This is a genomic window from Escherichia sp. F1 (assembly GCF_046764225.1).
Classification (GTDB): domain Bacteria; phylum Pseudomonadota; class Gammaproteobacteria; order Enterobacterales; family Enterobacteriaceae; genus Escherichia; species Escherichia coli.
In genome coordinates this window covers 1,144,381-1,165,837 of the sequence record NZ_CP177202.1, presented here as the reverse complement: position 1 = coordinate 1,165,837, position 21,457 = coordinate 1,144,381, and the positions used below count along the sequence as shown (strand labels likewise).

General features: G+C 51.6%; 19 protein-coding genes and 5 tRNA genes. 13 read left to right on the top strand and 11 right to left on the bottom strand.

Going from position 1 to position 21,457, the window contains the following annotated elements; all coding sequences use genetic code 11:
- The first annotated feature begins 102 nt into the window (after positions 1 to 102).
- The 13 genes from nrdH (at position 103) to emrB (ending at position 13,802) form a co-directional block, all read left to right on the top strand.
- Entirely contained in the window at positions 103 to 348 is a 246-nt protein-coding gene (gene nrdH, locus ACK8NJ_RS05590) for a glutaredoxin-like protein NrdH (RefSeq protein WP_001223227.1), read from the top strand.
- Entirely contained in the window at positions 345 to 752 is a 408-nt protein-coding gene (gene nrdI, locus ACK8NJ_RS05585) for a class Ib ribonucleoside-diphosphate reductase assembly flavoprotein NrdI (RefSeq protein WP_000080959.1), read from the top strand. The genes nrdH and nrdI overlap by 4 nt, the downstream gene beginning before the upstream one ends.
- Positions 725 to 2,869 (top strand): class 1b ribonucleoside-diphosphate reductase subunit alpha, encoded by a 2,145-nt coding sequence (gene nrdE / locus ACK8NJ_RS05580; protein WP_411962212.1) that lies wholly within the window; start codon positions 725 to 727, stop codon positions 2,867 to 2,869. Before nrdI ends, nrdE begins: the two co-directional genes overlap by 28 nt.
- 9 nt (positions 2,870 to 2,878) lie before the next feature.
- A complete protein-coding gene (nrdF, locus tag ACK8NJ_RS05575; RefSeq protein WP_000777951.1) occupies positions 2,879 to 3,838 on the top strand; it encodes a class 1b ribonucleoside-diphosphate reductase subunit beta in 960 nt (319 codons plus the stop codon).
- A 356-nt stretch (positions 3,839 to 4,194) separates the two neighbouring features.
- Positions 4,195 to 5,397 carry a glycine betaine/L-proline ABC transporter ATP-binding protein ProV gene (gene proV / locus ACK8NJ_RS05570; RefSeq protein WP_000985490.1) on the top strand — a complete coding sequence of 401 codons (1,203 nt, stop codon included), beginning with the start codon at positions 4,195 to 4,197 and terminating at the stop codon, positions 5,395 to 5,397.
- Positions 5,390 to 6,454, top strand: coding sequence for a glycine betaine/L-proline ABC transporter permease ProW (gene proW, locus ACK8NJ_RS05565; protein ID WP_411962211.1), 1,065 nt, complete (start codon positions 5,390 to 5,392; stop codon positions 6,452 to 6,454). Before proV ends, proW begins: the two co-directional genes overlap by 8 nt.
- A gap of 57 nt (positions 6,455 to 6,511) precedes the next feature.
- On the top strand, positions 6,512 to 7,504 hold the full coding sequence (gene proX / locus ACK8NJ_RS05560; protein ID WP_125400265.1) for a glycine betaine/L-proline ABC transporter substrate-binding protein ProX: 993 nt from the start codon (positions 6,512 to 6,514) through the stop codon (positions 7,502 to 7,504).
- 452 nt (positions 7,505 to 7,956) lie between these two features.
- Positions 7,957 to 9,141, top strand: coding sequence for an MFS transporter (locus ACK8NJ_RS05555; protein WP_000165699.1), 1,185 nt, complete (start codon positions 7,957 to 7,959; stop codon positions 9,139 to 9,141).
- Positions 9,142 to 9,264: 123 nt separating this feature from the next.
- On the top strand, positions 9,265 to 10,002 hold the full coding sequence (ygaZ, locus tag ACK8NJ_RS05550; protein WP_000445658.1) for an L-valine exporter subunit YgaZ: 738 nt from the start codon (positions 9,265 to 9,267) through the stop codon (positions 10,000 to 10,002).
- Positions 9,992 to 10,327 carry an L-valine transporter subunit YgaH gene (gene ygaH / locus ACK8NJ_RS05545; protein WP_000119749.1) on the top strand — a complete coding sequence of 112 codons (336 nt, stop codon included), beginning with the start codon at positions 9,992 to 9,994 and terminating at the stop codon, positions 10,325 to 10,327. Before ygaZ ends, ygaH begins: the two co-directional genes overlap by 11 nt.
- Before the next feature lie 90 nt (positions 10,328 to 10,417).
- A complete protein-coding gene (gene emrR, locus ACK8NJ_RS05540) occupies positions 10,418 to 10,948 on the top strand; it encodes a multidrug efflux transporter EmrAB transcriptional repressor EmrR (RefSeq protein WP_000378442.1) in 531 nt (176 codons plus the stop codon).
- A gap of 126 nt (positions 10,949 to 11,074) precedes the next feature.
- Complete coding sequence (gene emrA, locus ACK8NJ_RS05535; protein WP_001295175.1) at positions 11,075 to 12,247, top strand: multidrug efflux MFS transporter periplasmic adaptor subunit EmrA; 1,173 nt, start codon at positions 11,075 to 11,077, stop codon at positions 12,245 to 12,247.
- 16 nt (positions 12,248 to 12,263) lie between these two features.
- The gene (gene emrB / locus ACK8NJ_RS05530) at positions 12,264 to 13,802 is read left to right on the top strand and encodes a multidrug efflux MFS transporter permease subunit EmrB (protein ID WP_001295176.1); all 1,539 of its coding nucleotides are present in this window, start codon (positions 12,264 to 12,266) and stop codon (positions 13,800 to 13,802) included.
- Between the two features lie 63 nt (positions 13,803 to 13,865).
- On the opposite strand, the gene luxS is transcribed toward emrB, so the two are convergent.
- The 11 genes from luxS to alaS all read right to left on the bottom strand — a co-directional run bounded on the left by luxS (position 13,866) and on the right by alaS (position 21,359).
- The gene (luxS, locus tag ACK8NJ_RS05525; RefSeq protein ID WP_001130211.1) at positions 13,866 to 14,381 is read right to left on the bottom strand and encodes an S-ribosylhomocysteine lyase; all 516 of its coding nucleotides are present in this window, start codon (positions 14,379 to 14,381) and stop codon (positions 13,866 to 13,868) included.
- Positions 14,382 to 14,530: 149 nt separating this feature from the next.
- Positions 14,531 to 16,087, bottom strand: coding sequence for a glutamate--cysteine ligase (gshA, locus tag ACK8NJ_RS05520; RefSeq protein ID WP_000611792.1), 1,557 nt, complete (start codon positions 16,085 to 16,087; stop codon positions 14,531 to 14,533).
- Between the two features lie 72 nt (positions 16,088 to 16,159).
- Positions 16,160 to 16,588: a YqaA family protein gene (locus tag ACK8NJ_RS05515; RefSeq protein WP_001287455.1), complete on the bottom strand. Its 429-nt coding sequence runs from the start codon at positions 16,586 to 16,588 to the stop codon at positions 16,160 to 16,162.
- On the bottom strand, positions 16,585 to 17,151 hold the full coding sequence (gene yqaB / locus ACK8NJ_RS05510; RefSeq protein WP_000273309.1) for a fructose-1-phosphate/6-phosphogluconate phosphatase: 567 nt from the start codon (positions 17,149 to 17,151) through the stop codon (positions 16,585 to 16,587). Before yqaB ends, ACK8NJ_RS05515 begins: the two co-directional genes overlap by 4 nt.
- A gap of 210 nt (positions 17,152 to 17,361) precedes the next feature.
- Positions 17,362 to 17,438 (bottom strand) — tRNA-Arg (locus tag ACK8NJ_RS05505).
- 102 nt (positions 17,439 to 17,540) lie between these two features.
- Positions 17,541 to 17,617 (bottom strand) — tRNA-Arg (locus tag ACK8NJ_RS05500).
- A 62-nt stretch (positions 17,618 to 17,679) separates the two neighbouring features.
- Positions 17,680 to 17,756, bottom strand: a tRNA-Arg gene (locus ACK8NJ_RS05495).
- A 64-nt stretch (positions 17,757 to 17,820) separates the two neighbouring features.
- Positions 17,821 to 17,897: transfer RNA gene (locus ACK8NJ_RS05490), tRNA-Arg, on the bottom strand.
- Positions 17,898 to 17,900: 3 nt separating this feature from the next.
- A tRNA-Ser gene (locus ACK8NJ_RS05485) sits at positions 17,901 to 17,993 on the bottom strand.
- Positions 17,994 to 18,308: 315 nt separating this feature from the next.
- Positions 18,309 to 18,494 (bottom strand): carbon storage regulator CsrA, encoded by a 186-nt coding sequence (csrA, locus tag ACK8NJ_RS05480; protein WP_000906486.1) that lies wholly within the window; start codon positions 18,492 to 18,494, stop codon positions 18,309 to 18,311.
- Positions 18,495 to 18,728: 234 nt separating this feature from the next.
- Entirely contained in the window at positions 18,729 to 21,359 is a 2,631-nt protein-coding gene (alaS, locus tag ACK8NJ_RS05475; protein ID WP_281987265.1) for an alanine--tRNA ligase, read from the bottom strand.
- Positions 21,360 to 21,457: the final 98 nt, after the last annotated feature.

The window sequence follows — 21,457 nt, the reverse complement described above, 5'->3', positions numbered from 1 at the left end:
TTGAATCTTTTTTCAACTACATCTAGTATCTCTGTATCAACAGAGAGACAACCCGACGCGTATCATCGCGCCGTATCTTCATTTTAAACGGAAATACGAATCATGCGCATTACTATTTACACTCGTAACGATTGCGTTCAGTGCCACGCCACCAAACGGGCGATGGAAAACCGGGGCTTTGATTTTGAAATGATTAATGTCGATCGCGTTCCTGAAGCGGCAGAAGCGCTGCGTGCTCAGGGCTTTCGTCAGTTGCCGGTTGTGATTGCAGGCGATCTTAGCTGGTCTGGTTTCCGCCCGGACATGATCAATCGTCTGCATCCAGCGCCACACGCGGCCAGTGCATGAGCCAGCTCGTCTACTTTTCCAGCAGCTCCGAAAATACGCAGCGTTTTATTGAACGTTTAGGGCTGCCCGCGGTGCGCATCCCGCTCAATGAGCGGGAACGGATTCAGGTAGACGAGCCTTACATCCTGATCGTGCCCTCTTACGGCGGCGGTACGGCTGGCGCGGTGCCACGACAGGTCATTCGCTTTTTAAACGACGAGCATAACCGGGCGTTGCTGCGCGGCGTTATTGCTTCGGGTAATCGCAACTTTGGTGAGGCGTATGGCCGCGCCGGAGATGTGATTGCTCAGAAATGCGGCGTGCCGTGGCTGTACCGTTTTGAACTCATGGGTACGCAAAGCGATATCGAAAACGTTCGTAAAGGAGTAACCGAATTTTGGCAACGACAACCGCAGAACGCCTGACGCAGGAAACGATGGATTACCACGCGCTGAATGCGATGCTTAACCTTTACGATAGCGCAGGTCGCATTCAGTTCGATAAAGATCGCCAGGCAGTAGACGCCTTTATAACGACGCATGTGCGTCCGAACAGTGTGGCCTTCAGTAGCCAGCAGCAGCGCCTGAACTGGCTGGTTAACGAAGGTTACTATGATGAAAGCGTCCTTAATCGCTACTCTCGCGATTTTGTCATTACGCTGTTTGCCCACGCGCACGCCAGCGGTTTTCGTTTCCAGACATTCCTCGGAGCATGGAAGTTTTACACCAGCTATACGTTGAAGACATTCGACGGTAAGCGTTATCTGGAAGATTTTGCCGATCGAGTCACGATGGTGGCGCTGACGCTGGCACAAGGCGATGAAACACTGGCGACGCAACTGACCGATGAGATGCTGTCAGGACGCTTTCAGCCAGCCACGCCAACATTCCTCAACTGCGGTAAGCAGCAGCGCGGCGAACTGGTTTCCTGTTTTTTGCTGCGTATTGAAGACAATATGGAGTCGATTGGTCGGGCGGTAAATTCCGCACTGCAACTGTCGAAACGCGGCGGCGGCGTGGCATTTTTGCTGTCGAATCTGCGGGAAGCGGGCGCGCCAATTAAACGTATTGAAAATCAATCTTCTGGCGTGATTCCGGTGATGAAAATGCTGGAAGACGCATTTTCCTATGCCAACCAGCTCGGCGCGCGTCAGGGGGCAGGTGCAGTCTATTTACATGCTCATCATCCCGATATTCTGCGTTTTCTCGATACAAAACGGGAAAATGCCGACGAAAAAATCCGCATTAAAACACTGTCGCTGAGCGTGGTGATCCCGGATATCACTTTCCATCTGGCAAAAGAGAATGCGCAGATGGCGCTGTTTTCGCCTTATGACGTAGAGCGAGTTTATGGCAAGCCGTTTGCCGATGTCGCCATTAGCGAACACTATGACGAACTGGTTGCCGATGAACGCATTCGCAAAAAATACATCAACGCCCGTGATTTCTTCCAGCGACTGGCAGAAATCCAATTTGAGTCCGGCTATCCCTACATCATGTATGAAGACACGGTTAACCGTGCTAACCCTATCGCCGGGCGCATAAATATGAGCAATCTCTGCTCAGAAATTTTGCAGGTTAACAGCGCCTCAGAGTATGACGAGAATCTCGACTATGCCCGCACAGGCCATGATATTTCCTGCAATTTAGGTTCGTTGAATATTGCCCACACCATGGATTCCCCCGACTTTGCCCGCACGGTAGAGACTGCCGTGCGCGGTTTAACGGCGGTGTCAGATATGAGTCATATCCGCAGCGTGCCGTCCATCGAAGCCGGAAATGCCGCCTCACACGCCATCGGACTGGGGCAGATGAATTTACACGGCTATCTGGCGCGAGAAGGCATCGCTTATGGGTCGCCGGAAGCACTGGATTTCACCAATCTCTATTTCTATACCATCACCTGGCACGCACTGCGTACCTCGATGTTGCTGGCGCGCGAACGCAGTGAAACCTTCGCCGGGTTCAAACAGTCACGCTATGCCAATGGTGAATATTTCAGCCAATATCTGCAAGGGAACTGGCAGCCGAAAACGGCGAAAGTTGGCGAACTGTTTGCCCGCAGCGGTATTACGTTACCTACCCGTGAGATGTGGGCGCAGCTGCGCGACGACGTGATGCGCTATGGCATATACAACCAGAATCTCCAGGCGGTGCCGCCAACCGGTTCCATCTCTTATATCAACCATGCCACGTCGAGTATTCATCCGATTGTGGCGAAAGTAGAGATACGCAAAGAGGGCAAAACAGGACGCGTTTACTACCCTGCCCCGTTTATGACTAACGAAAATCTGGCGCTGTATCAGGACGCTTACGAAATCGGCGCAGAAAAGATCATCGACACCTACGCGGAAGCGACTCGCCATGTCGATCAGGGGCTGTCGCTGACGCTGTTTTTCCCCGATACCGCCACCACTCGCGATATCAACAAAGCGCAGATTTACGCCTGGCGCAAGGGTATCAAAACGCTCTACTACATCCGCCTGCGTCAGATGGCGCTGGAAGGCACTGAAATTGAAGGCTGCGTCTCCTGTGCACTTTAAGGAATATCTATGAAACTCTCACGTATCAGCGCCATCAACTGGAACAAGATATCTGACGATAAAGATCTGGAGGTGTGGAATCGCCTGACCAGCAATTTCTGGCTACCAGAAAAGGTGCCGCTGTCGAACGATATTCCTGCATGGCAGACATTAAGTGTCGTAGAACAACAACTGACGATGCGCGTTTTTACTGGCCTGACGCTGCTCGACACGCTGCAAAATGTTATCGGCGCGCCTTCGCTGATGCCCGATGCGCTCACGCCTCATGAAGAGGCGGTATTATCGAATATCAGCTTTATGGAAGCGGTTCATGCCCGCTCTTACAGTTCGATTTTCTCGACGCTGTGCCAGACCAAAGATGTCGATGCCGCCTACGCCTGGAGTGAAGAAAACGCGCCGTTGCAGCGAAAAGCTCAGATTATTCAGCAACATTATCGCGGTGATAATCCGCTGAAAAAGAAAATCGCCAGTGTGTTTCTTGAATCTTTTTTGTTCTATTCCGGTTTCTGGCTACCGATGTATTTTTCCAGCCGCGGAAAGCTGACCAATACCGCAGACCTGATCCGTCTGATTATCCGCGATGAAGCAGTCCACGGTTACTACATCGGCTATAAATATCAGAAAAGCCAGGAAAAGATCTCCCAGGCACAACGTGAAGAGTTGAAGAGTTTCGCCTTCGATTTGTTGCTGGAACTTTATGACAACGAGTTGCAATACACCGATGAGCTGTACGCCGAAACCCCGTGGGCTGACGATGTGAAAGCGTTTCTCTGTTACAACGCCAATAAGGCGTTGATGAATCTGGGCTACGAACCGTTATTTCCCGCAGAAATGGCGGAAGTGAATCCGGCAATCCTCGCCGCGCTTTCGCCGAATGCCGATGAAAATCACGATTTCTTTTCCGGTTCAGGCTCTTCATATGTGATGGGAAAAGCGGTCGAAACAGAAGATGAAGACTGGAATTTCTGAGGGTGTTATTTTTCAAAAATATCACTACCCGCAGCAGGGAAATAATTCCCGCCAAATAGCTTTATATCACGCAAATAATTTGTGGTGATCTACACTGATACTCTGTTGCATTATTCGCCTGAAACCACAATATTCAGGCGTTTTTTTGCTATCTTTGACAAAAAATATCAACTTTTCTCGATTTGCTCTCAGCCCTTATATCATGGGAAATTCCGGCGATTTGCTCACATCAATATTCATGCCACATTTGCCATCAGGGGTTGCCTCAGATTCTCAGTATGTTAGGGTAGAAAAAAGTGACTATTTCCATTAGGTAATGTATCGACATAAACAAATAACAGGAATCTTTCTATTGCATGGCAATTAAATTAGAAATTAAAAATCTTTATAAAATATTTGGTGAGCATCCACAGCGAGCTTTCAAATATATCGAACAAGGACTTTCAAAAGAACAAATTCTGGAAAAAACTGGGCTATCGCTTGGCGTAAAAGACGCCAGTCTGGCCATTGAAGAAGGCGAGATATTTGTCATCATGGGATTATCCGGTTCGGGTAAATCCACAATGGTACGCCTTCTCAATCGCCTGATTGAACCCACCCGCGGGCAAGTGCTGATTGATGGTGTGGATATTGCCAAAATATCCGACGCCGAACTCCGTGAGGTGCGCAGAAAAAAGATTGCGATGGTCTTCCAGTCCTTTGCCTTAATGCCGCATATGACCGTGCTGGACAATACTGCGTTCGGTATGGAATTGGCCGGAATTAATGCCGAAGAACGCCGGGAAAAAGCCCTTGATGCACTGCGTCAGGTCGGGCTGGAAAATTATGCCCACAGCTACCCGGATGAACTCTCTGGCGGGATGCGTCAACGTGTGGGATTAGCCCGCGCGTTAGCGATTAATCCGGATATATTATTAATGGACGAAGCCTTCTCGGCGCTCGATCCATTAATTCGCACCGAGATGCAGGATGAGCTGGTAAAATTACAGGCGAAACATCAGCGCACCATTGTCTTTATTTCCCACGATCTCGATGAAGCTATGCGTATTGGTGACCGAATTGCCATTATGCAAAATGGTGAAGTGGTGCAGGTTGGTACACCGGATGAAATTCTTAATAATCCGGCGAATGATTATGTCCGTACCTTCTTCCGTGGCGTCGATATTAGCCAGGTGTTCAGTGCGAAAGATATTGCCCGTCGTACACCGAACGGCTTAATTCGTAAAACCCCCGGCTTCGGCCCGCGTTCGGCACTGAAATTATTGCAGGATGAAGATCGCGAATATGGCTACGTCATCGAACGCGGTAATAAGTTTGTCGGCGCTGTGTCTATCGATTCGCTTAAAGCCGCGTTAACGCAGCAGCAAGGTCTTGATGCGGCGCTGATTGATGCGCCGTTAGCGGTCGATGCACAAACGCCTCTTAGCGAGTTGCTCTCTCATGTCGGACAGGCCCCCTGTGCGGTGCCCGTGGTCGACGAGGACCAACAGTATGTCGGCATCATTTCGAAAGGAATGCTGCTGCGCGCTTTAGATCGTGAGGGGGTAAATAATGGCTGATCAAAATAATCCGTGGGATACCACGCCAGCGGCGGACAGTGCCGCACAGTCCGCAGACGCCTGGGGTACACCGGCTGCTGCACCGACTGACGGCGGTGGTGCTGACTGGCTGACCAGTACGCCTGCGCCAAACGTCGAGCATTTTAATATTCTCGATCCGTTCCATAAAACGCTGATCCCGCTCGACAGTTGGGTCACTGAAGGGATCGACTGGGTCGTTACCCATTTCCGTCCCGTCTTCCAGGGCGTGCGCGTTCCGGTTGATTATATCCTCAACGGTTTCCAGCAATTGCTGCTGGGTATGCCAGCGCCAGTGGCGATTATCGTTTTCGCTCTCATCGCCTGGCAGATTTCCGGGGTCGGAATGGGCGTGGCGACGCTGGTTTCGCTGATTGCCATCGGCGCAATCGGTGCCTGGTCGCAGGTCATGGTTACCCTGGCGCTGGTGTTAACCGCCCTGCTGTTCTGTATCGTCATCGGTTTACCGTTGGGGATCTGGCTGGCGAGAAGTCCGCGAGCGGCGAAAATTATTCGTCCACTGCTTGATGCCATGCAGACCACGCCAGCGTTTGTCTACCTGGTGCCAATCGTCATGCTGTTTGGTATCGGTAACGTGCCGGGCGTGGTGGTGACGATCATCTTTGCTCTGCCGCCGATTATCCGTCTGACGATTCTGGGAATTAACCAGGTTCCGGCGGATCTGATTGAAGCCTCGCGCTCATTCGGTGCCAGCCCGCGCCAGATGCTGTTCAAAGTTCAGTTACCGCTGGCGATGCCGACCATTATGGCGGGCGTTAACCAGACGCTGATGCTGGCCCTTTCTATGGTGGTCATCGCCTCGATGATTGCCGTCGGCGGGCTGGGTCAGATGGTGCTTCGCGGTATCGGTCGTCTGGATATGGGGCTTGCCACCGTTGGCGGCGTCGGGATTGTGATCCTCGCCATTATCCTCGACCGCCTGACGCAGGCCGTTGGGCGCGACTCACGCAGTCGCGGCAACCGTCGCTGGTACACCACTGGCCCTGTCGGTCTGCTGACCCGCCCATTCATTAAGTAACTCTGCACTTGCCCGGTGACGCCGGGCATTATCACCCTGCCAAAAAAAGGAATAACAATGCGACATAGCGTACTTTTTGCGACAGCGTTTGCCACGCTTATCTCTACACAAACTTTTGCTGCCGACCTGCCGGGCAAAGGCATTACTGTTAATCCGGTTCAGAGCACCATCACCGAAGAAACTTTCCAGACGCTGCTGGTCAGCCGCGCGCTGGAGAAATTAGGTTATACCGTCAATAAACCCAGCGAAGTGGATTACAACGTTGGCTACACCTCGCTTGCTTCCGGCGATGCAACCTTCACCGCAGTGAACTGGACGCCACTGCATGACAACATGTACGAAGCTGCCGGTGGCGATAAGAAATTTTATCGTGAAGGAGTATTTGTTAACGGCGCGGCACAGGGTTACCTGATCGATAAGAAAACTGCCGACCAGTACAAAATCACCAACATCGCGCAACTGAAAGATCCGAAGATCGCCAAACTGTTCGATACCAACGGCGACGGTAAAGCGGATTTGACTGGCTGTAACCCTGGCTGGGGCTGCGAAGGTGCGATCAACCACCAGCTTGCCGCGTATGGACTGACCAATACCGTGATGCATAATCAGGGGAACTACGCAGCGATGATGGCTGACACCATCAGTCGTTACAAAGAGGGTAAGCCGGTGTTTTACTACACCTGGACGCCGTACTGGGTGAGTAACGAACTGAAACCGGGGAAAGATGTGGTCTGGTTGCAGGTGCCGTTCTCCGCACTGCCGGGCGATAAAAATGCCGATACCAAACTGCCGAATGGCGCGAATTACGGCTTCCCGGTCAGTACCATGCATATCGTTGCCAACAAAGCCTGGGCCGAGAAAAACCCGGCAGCAGCGAAACTGTTTGCCATTATGCAGTTACCAGTGGCAGATATTAACGCCCAGAACGCCATTATGCATGACGGCAAAGCCTCAGAAGGCGATATTCAGGGCCACGTTGATGGCTGGATCAAAGCCCACCAGCAGCAGTTCGATGGCTGGGTGAATGAGGCGCTGGCAGCGCAGAAGTAAATATTGATAACCGCGCAGATAATGCTCATGTGAGTAAAACAATTGCAGCGATGGTTTTAATCCGGCTGAAAATCGATGAGACGTTTTCTGAAGGCCGGGGCGACGCGCAGGGATGCGCGGCGAGGGCGCGTCTTACAGGGATGTTACCTCGCGCCCGTACCCGATAGCCGTAAGAAATAAGTCGAATGTACCGCATAGCGGCGATTTTGTGCCAAAAGCCTGGGTCGCCAGGGTGGTGGCGACTGAGCCACCCTGGCACGTTCACCAGCAAAATAGTGACAAAGTAGCTATAGTCTGGAAGTGAACGTAACATTTGCCTTAGTGGCATATTTCACCTTCAAATACCCTCTCCCCATTACCCGCACATTTTAACAATCTATCTTTCGCCCCACATTCATAAACATCCGCTATTATTGATTTCCAGCTTAATCATCACCTGATGAACAAAAATAATGACTAAACCTAATCATGAGCTTAGCCCGGCGCTGATCGTGCTGATGTCTATCGCCACCGGTCTGGCGGTCGCCAGCAACTATTACGCCCAGCCATTGCTCGACACCATCGCGCGTAACTTTTCCCTTTCCGCCAGTTCGGCGGGCTTTATTGTTACCGCCGCGCAGTTGGGCTATGCCGCAGGTCTACTGTTTCTTGTTCCCCTCGGTGATATGTTTGAACGCCGCCGCCTGATTGTCTCGATGACCTTACTGGCAGCGGGCGGTATGTTAATCACTGCCAGCAGTCAGTCACTGGCGATGATGATCCTCGGTACGGCATTAACCGGTTTATTCTCAGTCGTGGCACAAATTCTGGTTCCGCTGGCAGCGACGCTGGCTTCACCGGACAAACGCGGCAAAGTGGTCGGCACCATTATGAGCGGTCTGCTATTGGGGATCTTGCTGGCACGAACCGTTGCCGGGTTGCTGGCAAACCTCGGCGGCTGGCGCACCGTCTTTTGGGTTGCCTCGGTGTTAATGGCACTGATGGCGCTGGCATTATGGCGTGGTCTGCCACAAATGAAATCAGAAACCCACCTCAACTACCCACAGTTGTTGGGTTCCGTTTTCAGCATGTTTATCAGCGATAAAATTCTGCGCACCCGCGCGTTGCTGGGCTGCCTGACCTTTGCCAACTTCAGCATTCTCTGGACCTCAATGGCCTTTTTGCTTGCCGCTCCACCTTTTAATTACAGCGATGGCGTCATTGGTCTGTTTGGACTTGCGGGAGCTGCCGGAGCGTTGGGTGCTCGTCCGGCGGGCGGTTTTGCCGATAAGGGTAAATCGCACCACACCACTACTTTCGGTCTGCTGCTGCTATTACTTTCATGGCTGGCGATCTGGTTTGGCCACACTTCCGTACTGGCCTTGATTATCGGCATCCTGGTGCTGGATCTCACCGTGCAGGGCGTGCATATCACTAACCAGACGGTAATTTATCGAATACATCCTGATGCGCGTAATCGCCTGACCGCAGGTTACATGACCAGCTACTTTATTGGCGGTGCCGCCGGTTCGCTAATTTCAGCCTCAGCCTGGCAACATGGCGGTTGGGCTGGCGTTTGTCTGGCTGGCGCGACGATTGCCCTGGTTAACTTACTGGTCTGGTGGCGAGGTTTTCATCGTCAGGAAGCCGCAAATTAAGCAATCAGCAACCGTTTTCGTGGCTTTACACTTATAAGGGTGTTAAGAAGCCCATCAGTCTGATAAGGTTAAGATATTCATTCAGTCTATTTATAATATTAACAATCGTTAAGCGTACACTCTATGGAAAGCCCTACTCCACAGCCTGCTCCTGGTTCGGCGACCTTCATGGAAGGATGCAAAGACAGTTTACCGATTGTTATTAGTTATATTCCGGTGGCCTTTGCGTTCGGTCTGAATGCGACCCGTCTGGGATTCTCTCCTCTCGAAAGCGTTTTTTTCTCCTGCATCATTTATGCAGGCGCGAGCCAGTTCGTCATTACCGCGATGCTGGCAGCCGGGAGTAGTTTGTGGGTTGCTGCACTGACCGTCATGGCAATGGATGTTCGCCATGTTTTGTATGGCCCGTCACTGCGTAGCCGTATTATTCAGCGTCTGCAAAAATCGAAAACCGCCCTGTGGGCATTTGGCCTGACGGATGAGGTTTTTGCCGCCGCAACCGCAAAACTGGTACGCAATAATCGCCGCTGGAGCGAGAACTGGATGATCGGCATTGCCTTCAGTTCATGGTCATCGTGGGTATTTGGTACGGTAATAGGGGCATTCTCCGGCAGCGGCTTGCTGCAAGGATATCCCGCCGTTGAAGCAGCATTAGGTTTTATGCTTCCGGCACTCTTTATGAGTTTCCTGCTCGCCTCTTTCCAGCGCAAACAATCTCTTTGCGTTACCGCAGCGTTAGTTGGTGCCCTTGCAGGCGTAACGCTATTTTCTATTCCCGTCGCCATTCTGGCAGGCATTGTCTGTGGCTGCCTCACTGCGTTAATCCAGGCATTCTGGCAAGGAGCGCCCGATGAGCTATGAGGTTCTGCTGCTTGGGTTACTGGTTGGCGCGGCGAATTATTGCTTCCGCTATCTGCCGCTGCGCCTGCGTGTGGGTAATGCCCGCCCAACCAAACGTGGCGCGGTAGGTATTTTGCTCGACACCATTGGCATCGCCTCGATATGCGCTCTGCTGGTTGTCTCTACCGCACCAGAAGTGATGCACGATACACGCCGTTTCGTGCCCACTCTGGTCGGCTTCGCGGTACTGGGTGCCAGTTTCTATAAAACACGCAGCATTATCATCCCAACACTGCTTAGTGCGCTGGCCTACGGGCTCGCCTGGAAAGTGATGGCGATTATATAACCCACAAGAATCATTTTTCTAAAACAATACATTTACTTTATTTGTCACTGTCGTTACTATATCGGCTGAAATTAATGAGGTCATACCCAAATGGATAGTTCGTTTACGCCCATTGAACAAATGCTAAAATTTCGCGCCAGCCGCCACGAAGATTTTCCTTATCAGGAGATCCTTCTGACTCGTCTTTGCATGCACATGCAAAGCAAGCTGCTGGAGAACCGCAATAAAATGCTGAAGGCTCAGGGGATTAACGAGACGTTGTTTATGGCGTTGATTACGCTGGAGTCTCAGGAAAACCACAGTATTCAGCCTTCTGAATTGAGTTGTGCTCTTGGATCATCCCGTACCAACGCGACGCGTATTGCCGATGAACTGGAAAAACGCGGTTGGATCGAACGTCGTGAAAGCGATAACGATCGCCGCTGCCTGCATCTGCAATTAACGGAAAAAGGTCACGAGTTTTTGCGCGAGGTTTTACCACCGCAGCATAACTGCCTGCATCAACTCTGGTCCGCGCTCAGCACAACAGAAAAAGATCAGCTCGAGCAAATCACCCGCAAATTGCTCTCCCGTCTCGACCAGATGGAACAAGACGGTGTGGTTCTCGAAGCGATGAGCTAACGCGTCATCTCGCTCAAAAATCCAGATTTATAAAAGAAAAAATGACCGGCCAGCATCGCAACATGCTGGCCTTTTTGGCAAGCAGGTCGGCTCAGCCGATGAGTTAAGAAGATCGTGGAGAACAATATGAGCGCAAATGCGGAGACTCAAACCCCGCAGCAACCGGTAAAGAAGAGCGGCAAACGTAAGCGTCTGCTCCTGCTTCTCACCTTGCTCTTTATAATTATTGCCGTAGCGATAGGGATTTATTGGTTTTTGGTACTGCGTCATTTCGAAGAAACCGATGACGCATACGTGGCAGGGAATCAGATTCAAATTATGTCTCAGGTGTCTGGCAGCGTGACGAAAGTCTGGGCCGATAACACCGATTTTGTAAAAGAAGGCGACGTGCTGGTCACTCTCGACCCGACAGATGCTCGCCAGGCGTTTGAAAAAGCCAAAACTGCACTGGCTTCAAGCGTTCGCCAAACCCACCAGCTGATGATTAACAGCAAACAGTTGCAGGCGAATATTGAGGTGCAAAAAATCGCCCTCGCGAAAGCACAAAGCGACTACAACCGCCGTGTGCCGCTGGGCAATGCCAACCTGATTGGTCGCGAAGAGCTGCAACACGCCCGCGACGCCGTTACCAGTGCCCAGGCACAACTGGACGTCGCTATTCAACAATACAATGCCAATCAGGCGATGATTCTGGGGACTAAACTGGAAGATCAGCCTGCCGTGCAACAGGCTGCCACCGAAGTACGTAACGCCTGGCTGGCGCTGGAGCGTACCCGTATTGTCAGTCCGATGACCGGTTATGTCTCCCGCCGCGCGGTACAGCCTGGGGCGCAAATTAGCCCAACGACGCCGCTGATGGCGGTCGTTCCAGCCACCAATATGTGGGTGGATGCCAACTTTAAAGAGACGCAGATTGCCAATATGCGTATCGGTCAACCGGTCACCATCACCACCGATATTTACGGCGATGATGTGAAATACACCGGTAAAGTGGTTGGTCTGGATATGGGCACAGGTAGCGCGTTCTCACTGCTTCCGGCGCAAAACGCCACCGGTAACTGGATCAAAGTCGTTCAGCGTCTGCCTGTGCGTATTGAACTGGACCAGAAACAGCTCGAGCAATACCCGCTGCGTATCGGTTTATCCACGTTGGTGAGCGTCAATACCACTAACCGTGACGGTCAGGTACTGGCAAATAAAGTACGTTCCACACCGGTAGCGGTAAGCACCGCGCGTGAAATCAGCCTGGCACCTGTCAATAAACTGATCGACGATATCGTAAAAGCTAACGCTGGCTAATCCAGAGGTGCGTGTGATGCAACAGCAAAAACCGCTGGAAGGCGCGCAACTGGTCATTATGACGATTGCGCTGTCACTGGCGACATTCATGCAGGTGCTGGACTCCACCATTGCTAACGTGGCGATCCCCACTATCGCCGGGAATCTGGGCTCATCGCTCAGCCAGGGAACGTGGGTAATCACTTCTTTCGGGGTGGCGAATGCCATCTCGATCCCGCTTACCGGCTGGCTGGCAAAGCGCGTCGGGGAAGTGAAACTGTTCCTCTGGTCCACCATCGCCTTTGCTATTGCGTCGTGGGCGTGTGGTGTCTCCAGCAGCCTGAATATGCTGATTTTCTTCCGCGTGATTCAGGGGATTGTCGCCGGGCCGTTAATTCCGCTTTCGCAAAGTCTATTGCTGAATAACTACCCGCCAGCCAAACGCTCGATCGCGCTGGCGTTGTGGTCGATGACGGTGATTGTTGCGCCAATTTGCGGCCCGATCCTCGGCGGGTATATCAGTGACAATTACCACTGGGGCTGGATATTCTTCATCAACGTACCGATTGGCGTGGCGGTGGTGTTGATGACACTGCAAACCCTGCGCGGACGTGAAACCCGCACCGAACGGCGGCGGATTGATGCCGTGGGGCTGGCACTGCTGGTTATTGGTATCGGTAGCCTGCAGATTATGCTCGACCGCGGTAAAGAGCTGGACTGGTTCTCATCACAGGAAATTATCATCCTTACCGTGGTGGCAGTGGTGGCTATCTGCTTCCTGATTGTCTGGGAGCTGACCGACGATAACCCGATAGTCGATCTGTCGTTGTTTAAGTCGCGCAACTTCACCATCGGCTGTTTGTGTATCAGCCTCGCGTATATGCTCTACTTCGGCGCTATTGTTCTGCTGCCGCAGTTGTTGCAGGAGGTCTACGGTTACACGGCAACGTGGGCAGGTCTGGCCTCTGCGCCGGTAGGAATTATTCCGGTGATCCTGTCGCCGATTATCGGCCGGTTCGCGCATAAACTGGATATGCGGCGGCTGGTAACCTTCAGCTTTATTATGTATGCCGTCTGCTTCTACTGGCGTGCCTATACCTTTGAACCAGGTATGGATTTTGGCGCGTCGGCCTGGCCGCAGTTTATCCAGGGGTTTGCGGTGGCCTGCTTCTTTATGCCGCTGACCACCATTACGCTGTCTGGTTTGCCACCGGAACGACTGGCGGCGGCATCGAGCCTCTCCAACTTTACGCGTACGCTGGCGGGGTCTATCGGCACGTCGATAACCACAACCATGTGGACCAACCGCGAGTCGATGCACCATGCGCAGTTGACTGAGTCGGTAAACCCGTTCAACCCGAATGCCCAGGCGATGTATAGTCAACTGGAAGGGCTTGGGATGACGCAACAGCAGGCATCAGGCTGGATTGCCCAGCAGATCACCAATCAGGGGCTGATTATTTCCGCCAATGAGATCTTCTGGATGTCAGCCGGGATATTCCTCGTCTTGCTGGGGCTGGTGTGGTTTGCTAAACCGCCATTTGGCGCAGGTGGCGGCGGAGGTGGTGCGCACTAAGTACAACTAAGCCAGTTCATTTGAACTGGCTTTTTTCAATTAATTGTGAAGATAGTTTACTGACTAGATGTGCAGTTCCTGCAACTTCTCTTTCGGCAGCGCCAGTTCTTCGTTGCTGTTGATGCGCACGTCACGTTCCAGAATGCTACGCGCAATATCCTGCGCTTCCTGCAACGAGTGCATCTGGTAAGTGCCACACTGGTAGACGTTCAGTTCCGGGATCTGATTCTGATCCTGCACTTTCAGCACGTCTTCCATTGCCGCTTTCCAGGCATCAGCAACACGCTGCTCATCTGGCGTACCAATCAGACTCATATAAAAACCGGTGCGGCAGCCCATTGGCGAGATATCGATAATCTCTACACCATTACCGTTAAGATGGTTACGCATAAAACCAGCAAACAGGTGCTCCAGGGTATGGATCCCTCTTTCTGGCATCACTTCTTTGTTCGGCACGCAGAAGCGCAGATCGAACACGGTGATTGCGTCGCCATGCGGGGTGTTCATTGTTTTCGCCACCCGAACTGCAGGCGCTTCCATCCGGGTATGATCGACTGTGAAGCTATCTAACAACGGCATTTAGCCACCTCCGGTAATTTTTTTAAAAATTTTCTGAACTCTTTCTTCCCAGGCGAGTCTGAGTATATGAAAGACGCGCATTTGTTATCATCATCCCTGAATTCAGAGATGAAATTTTGGCCACTCACGAGTGGCCTTTTTCTTTTCTGTCAGGCGTGTTTTTCCAGCCACACCGCAAACGGTTCGGTATCAGCGGCTTCCATTTCCTGCTGACGGCGTTCAGACGCCTCGCGCTCGGCTACAAAATCCTCTTCGCGCAGAATTTCCAACGGCTCTTCACGCAGCAGATTACGGTACGCTTCAGCAAACGCTTTGCCTGTTCCGCCAATACCAGTATCAATCATAGACCTTAAGATACGGGCAGAGAAAGTCAGATCGGGATTATCGAAGCAGGCGACCAGTTCATCACACACTTTCTGATACGCTTCGCCGCCGTTAATGCTATCCAGCGTTTGCGCAACGCGTTTCAGATCGCGGAACAGATCTTTACCCACCTGCGGTAACGGGAACTGCGCGGTTTCGCAGCCGATACCCAGCGTCAGGCCCGGTTTGCGACCTTCGAGGATCACCCGGTTCCAGTTAACGCGTGTACAGGCAAGTTCTTTACTGCTCATTTCCGGTGCATCAGCCAGCGCACACCAGACCATAAACAGGTCGAGGAATCGCACCTGCTGTTCATCTACACCAATCGGCGAGAATGGGTTGATGTCCAGCGAACGCACTTCAATATATTCAATGCCGCCACGTAACAGCGCATCAGAAGGCGACTCGCCGCTGCGGGTAACGCGTTTTGGACGAATCGGCGCGTACAGTTCGTTTTCAATCTGCAGCACGTTGCTGTTGATTTGCAGTCGCTTACCGTCTTTCTCAATACCAATCTTCGCGTACTCTTCCGATGGCGTTTTGATTGCCTGTTTAAGGCCCGCCACGTACTCGTAAAGATCGTTGAAGGTAATACCAAGATTGCTTTGCGATTTATTGGTATAGCCAAGATCGCTCAAACGAAGAGAGGTCGCATACGGCAGGTAATACATACCGCACTCGGTTTTCTCAAACGGCAGCGACGTTGGTTTTCCTTGCAAGAAAGAAGAACAAATCGCTGGAGACGCACCAAACAGATAAGGAATGACCCAACCGAAGCGATAGTAGTTACGGATAACGCGGAAATAACCCGCAGATATTTTCTCTTTGGCATCAGCGCCCGAGATATCACCGCACTTCGCTTGCCAGAATGCCATTGGCAAAGAGAAATTGTAGTGCACGCCGGAAATGGTTTGCATCAGCGCGCCGTAGCGATTTTTTAGCCCTTCACGGTACAGCGTTTTAAAGCGACCGGTGTTAGAAGTGCCGTACTGTGCCAGTTCGATGTCCTGACCTTCTGCGATGTAGCATGGCATACTTAACGGCCACATCCGCTCATCGCCCATATTGCGCGCCGTATAACGATGCAGATCGCGCATAAAGGTCAGCATATGTTCAATATCACCATCCACTGGTGTAATGAATTCCAGCAATGCTTCCGCAAAATCGGTAGTAATCCATTTGTGCGTCAGTGCGGAACCTAATGCTTCAGGATGACCTGTTGTTGCCAGTGTTCCATCAGCATTAACACGCAAAGTTTCGCGTTCCAGCCCACGCTGTATCCCCTTTAACGCCTGAGGATGTTTTTCCAGCCAGGCCAGCGCCTGTGATACGTCCGGGATCAAATTGACCTCCCGCCTGTCAAAATCGTTTTAATTAGCATAACTGTAATGGTGACCATATGTGCAGGCCTACAATTAGTGCCACCACATCATGCCCTGAACGGTAGCTGCTGCAACTGCAACATAGCGTAACGTTTTACCAAGGCACAAAAAAAAGATTACCGGTCCCCACGAGATGCGCATCCATCCCGCTAACAGACACAGTAAATCGCCAACCACGGGCATCCAGCTTAATAATAGCGTGACTGCACCATAGCGTTTCAGCCAGCCGGTAGCTTTCTCTTGCCAGCGCGATGTTTTACGCAATGGAAAGAAACGCCCAAGGATAACGTTAGTTAACCCTCCAAGGCTATTACCCATTGTTGCTGTTAAAACTAAAACCCAGGGATGACTGATCCCGGAAAGCAACATTGCCACCAGCACGACTTCGGAGTTGCCGGGTAATAGTGTAGCGCTGAGAAAACTACTGGCAAACAACGAGAAAAGCGATAACGCTTCACTCACAGCAAGCGAACATCCACGGCGTCCATGCCTGCTGCACGGGCCGCCTGAATACCGAAATCGGCATCTTCAAAGACCACACACTGCGTCGGTTGCACGCCCATACGCTGCGCGCACAACAAAAATGTGTCTGGCGCGGGTTTATGGTGTTTGACGTGATCGGCAGCGACGACGGCGTCAAAATAACGGCGTAATCCCAGGTGCGCCAGCAATGCCTCAGCGATGGCGCTTTCACTCCCCGTTCCTACAGCCATTGGGCGACGACCATGCCAACTTTTCACCACTTCAACAAGAGGAAGCGGCTCGACACTATCCAGCAGCATACTTCTTACTGCTTCTGTTTTTTCACGCGCTAACGCATGCGGGTCGAGATCTGCCTGATTCAGCTCAATAATCGCCTGAGCAATACGCCAGGTGGGCGAGCCATTAAGCGCAATCATCGCCTGAACATCGTACTGAAGACCGTAGTGCCCTAATACTTCGCGCCACGCTTTACGGTGCGTAGGCTCCGTATCCAGGATTGTGCCATCCATATCAAAAATTAAACCTGCATAACGCTCGTACATGGTCTTCTCGCAAGTCGAAAAATATGACGCTACTTTAGCGTAATTGCTTGATTTTGTCGCTGATGGCGAAGGAGAAGAATATTCAGGAAATGGATAAAGTAGTTATTTAGAAATGAGATATTTTTGAAGGAAATTTGTGGGAGAAGATGGTGCCTGCGGTTAGTACCGCTACCTCTTCGATACCTTCATTGCTGAAGATTACGGAGAATATGGTGCATCCGGGAGGATTCGAACCTCCGACCGCTCGGTTCGTAGCCGAGTACTCTATCCAGCTGAGCTACGGATGCATCGGGAAAACTTATTTTACTGCTGATATTGATACCGCTACTAAAGCCATATCAAATAAGAAAACCCATCTTAACCATCATCACTGATGATTACGGAGAATATGGTGCATCCGGGAGGATTCGAACCTCCGACCGCTCGGTTCGTAGCCGAGTACTCTATCCAGCTGAGCTACGGATGCATCGGGAAATTTATTTTACTGCTGATATTGATACCGCTACTAAAGCCATATCAAGTAAGAGATGGTGCATCCGGGAGGATTCGAACCTCCGACCGCTCGGTTCGTAGCCGAGTACTCTATCCAGCTGAGCTACGGATGCATCGGGAAACTTACTTTACTGCAGATTTTTTGATACCGCTACTAAAGCCGTATCAAGTAAGAGATGGTGCATCCGGGAGGATTCGAACCTCCGACCGCTCGGTTCGTAGCCGAGTACTCTATCCAGCTGAGCTACGGATGCAAATGGCGGTGAGGCGGGGATTCGAACCCCGGATGCAGCTTTTGACCGCATACTCCCTTAGCAGGGGAGCGCCTTCAGCCTCTCGGCCACCTCACCACACGCCTCTTACGAGTGCTTCGAAGAACTTGTTTATCGCTCATCGTCGCTGCGTGGCGCACATATTACTTTCTGAGACTTATAAGTCAAACAATTTTTCCCACACTTTTATCGTTTGCACACTTCACGCTCAATTAGTCTGTAAAAACGTCAAAAAGAGTGTTTTATCAACAGAAAAACGGAGGTCTGAGAGATAGCCGTAATGCAAAAAAATGGAGACTTAAGTTGAATGAACGGGAGTAAAGCGAAAAGACAATGGAGTGAAGAAGAAATTTTGAGGGTGCGTCTCACCGATAAAGATGAGACGCGGAAAGATTAGTAACTGGACTGCTGGGATTTTTCAGCCTGGATACGCTGGTAGATCTCTTCACGGTGAACAGAAACTTCCTTCGGGGCATTTACGCCAATACGTACCTGGTTGCCCTTTACCCCTAAAACTGTCACGGTGACCTCATCCCCAATCATGAGGGTCTCACCAACTCGACGAGTCAGAATCAGCATTCTTTGCTCCTTGAAAGATTAAAAGAGTCGGGTCTCTCTGTATCCCGGCATTATCCATCATATAACGCCAAAAAGTAAGCAATGACAAACACATTACATGTAAGCAGTCATGGCATTACATTCTGTTAAACCTAAGTTTAGCCGATATACACAACTTCAACCTGACTTTATCGTTGTCGATAGCGTTAATGCGAATGCCGTGAAGCGAGTCCACGGCATTGCCTGACGCTTATATTATTGCAATTTCGCGCTGACCCAGCCTTTCACACTGGCTAACGCTGCAGGTAAGGCCGCAGCATCCGTACCACCGGCTTGCGCCATGTCAGGACGTCCACCACCCTTGCCGCCCACCTGCTGAGCGACCATACCAATCAGTTCCCCTGCTTTCACACGATCTGTGACGTCCTTAGATACGCCTGCAATCAGAGAAACCTTACCTTCGACTACCGTTGCCAGCACGATAATTGTCGACCCCAGCTGATTTTTTAAATCGTCAACCATGGTACGCAACATTTTCGGCTCAACACCGCTAAGCTCGCTAACCAACAGCTTAACACCATTAACATCAATTGCCTTACTGGAAAGATTTGCACTCTCCTGTGCGGCAGCTTGTTCTTTAAGCTGTTGTAACTCTTTTTCCAGCTGACGCGTACGTTCCAGTACTGAGCGCACTTTATCAGCCAGATTATTGCTATCGCCTTTCAGCAGATGCGCGACTTCGTTTAAGCGATCGCTGTCTGCATGAACGGTGGCGATAGCGCCTTCTCCGGTTACCGCTTCGATACGACGAACGCCTGCAGCAGTACCCGATTCAGAGATGATGCGGAACAGACCAATATCACCGGTGCGGCTGGCGTGAGTACCGCCACACAGCTCGGTGGAGAAATCGCCCATGCTCAGCACGCGTACGCGCTCATCATACTTCTCGCCGAACAGCGCCATCGCACCTTTCGCTTTCGCCGCTTCGAGATCCATGATGTTGGTTTCGATCGGCAAGTTACGGCGAATCTGTGCGTTCACCAGGTCTTCGACCGCACGAATCTCTTCTGGTTTCATCGCTTCGTTGTGTGAGAAGTCGAAGCGCAGCACTTTGTCGTTAACCAGTGAACCTTTCTGCGATACATGAGTACCCAGAACCTGGCGCAGCGCCGCGTGCATCAGGTGCGTTGCGGAGTGATTCAGACGAATACGGGCGCGACGAGCTTCATCAACATCAGCCTGCACCGCGTCGCCCACTTTCAGAGAACCCGCAGCAAGTTTACCGATGTGACCAATCGCCTGGCCGTATTTCTGCGTATCTTCCACCGCAAAGGAGAAGTTAGTGCCTTTCAGTTCGCCTTTATCACCAACCTGACCGCCGGATTCCGCATAGAATGGCGTTTGATCCAGCACGACCACAGCTTCCTGGCCTGCATTGATGGCATCAACCGCTTTACCATCAACAAACAGCGCGGTCACTTTGCCGTTCAGTTCCAGATGGTCATAGCCTTTAAATTCAGATGCGCTGTCAACACGGATCATTGCGTTGTAATCGGCACCAAAGCCGCTGGCTTCGCGCGCGCGACGACGCTGCTCTTCCATTGCTGCTTCGAAACCAGCTTCGTCAACTTTGATGTTGCGCTCACGACAAACATCAGCCGTCAGGTCAACCGGGAAGCCATAGGTGTCGTACAGACGGAAAGCCGTTTCGCCATCCAGCGTATCACCAGAAAGTTTTGCCAGCTCTTCATCCAGCAGCGCCAGACCGCGCTCCAGAGTACGGGCAAACTGCTCTTCTTCAGTCTTCAGCACCTGCTCAACCTGCGCCTGCTGGCGTTTCAGGTCTTCACCCGCAGAGCCCATTACGTCGATCAGCGGACCAACCAGTTTGTAGAAGAAGGTTTCTTTCGCGCCCAGCATATTGCCGTGACGCACTGCGCGACGAATGATACGACGCAGTACATAACCACGGTTTTCATTGGACGGCATTACGCCATCCGCGATCAGGAACGCACAAGAACGAATGTGGTCAGCGATTACGCGCAGCGATTTATTGCTCAGATCGGTCGCGCCAGTGACTTTCGCTACCGCCTGGATCAGCGTGCGGAACAGGTCGATGTCATAGTTAGAGTTAACGTGTTGCAGCACCGCAGCAATACGCTCCAGACCCATACCGGTATCTACAGACGGCTTCGGCAGCGGTTCCATCGTGCCATCTGCCTGGCGGTTGAACTGCATGAAGACGATGTTCCAGATCTCAATGTAGCGATCGCCGTCTTCTTCCGGACTTCCCGGAGGGCCACCCCAAATGTGGTCGCCGTGATCGTAGAAGATTTCGGTGCACGGGCCGCACGGACCAGTGTCACCCATCTGCCAGAAGTTGTCAGATGCGTATGGCGCACCTTTGTTATCGCCGATGCGAATAATACGTTCGCGCGGGATCCCTACTTCTTTTTCCCAGATTTCGTAGGCTTCGTCGTCGCTTTCATAGACGGTAACCCACAGACGCTCTTTCGGCAGGGCAAACCATTTTTCACTGGTCAGCAGTTCCCATGCAAACTGAATGGCATCGTGTTTGAAATAGTCGCCGAAGCTGAAGTTGCCCAGCATTTCGAAGAAGGTATGGTGACGCGCGGTGTAACCGACGTTTTCCAGGTCGTTGTGTTTACCACCCGCACGCACGCAGCGTTGGGAAGTGGTAGCGCGGGAATAATTACGCTTGTCGAGCCCAAGGAACACATCCTTGAACTGGTTCATCCCGGCGTTGGTAAACAACAAAGTTGGGTCGTTATGGGGTACCAGGGAGCTGCTGGCAACTACCTGATGTCCCTTACTATGGAAAAAGTCGAGAAACGCCTGACGGATCTCAGCGGTGCTCTTGCTCATAATTATCCTGAAATCAAGCTAACGAAATATCGCCACCAGCTACAGCGTGTCTTAACCGCCGGGCTGGTAACTGAAAAGTGGGAATAAGATAAGTTTTC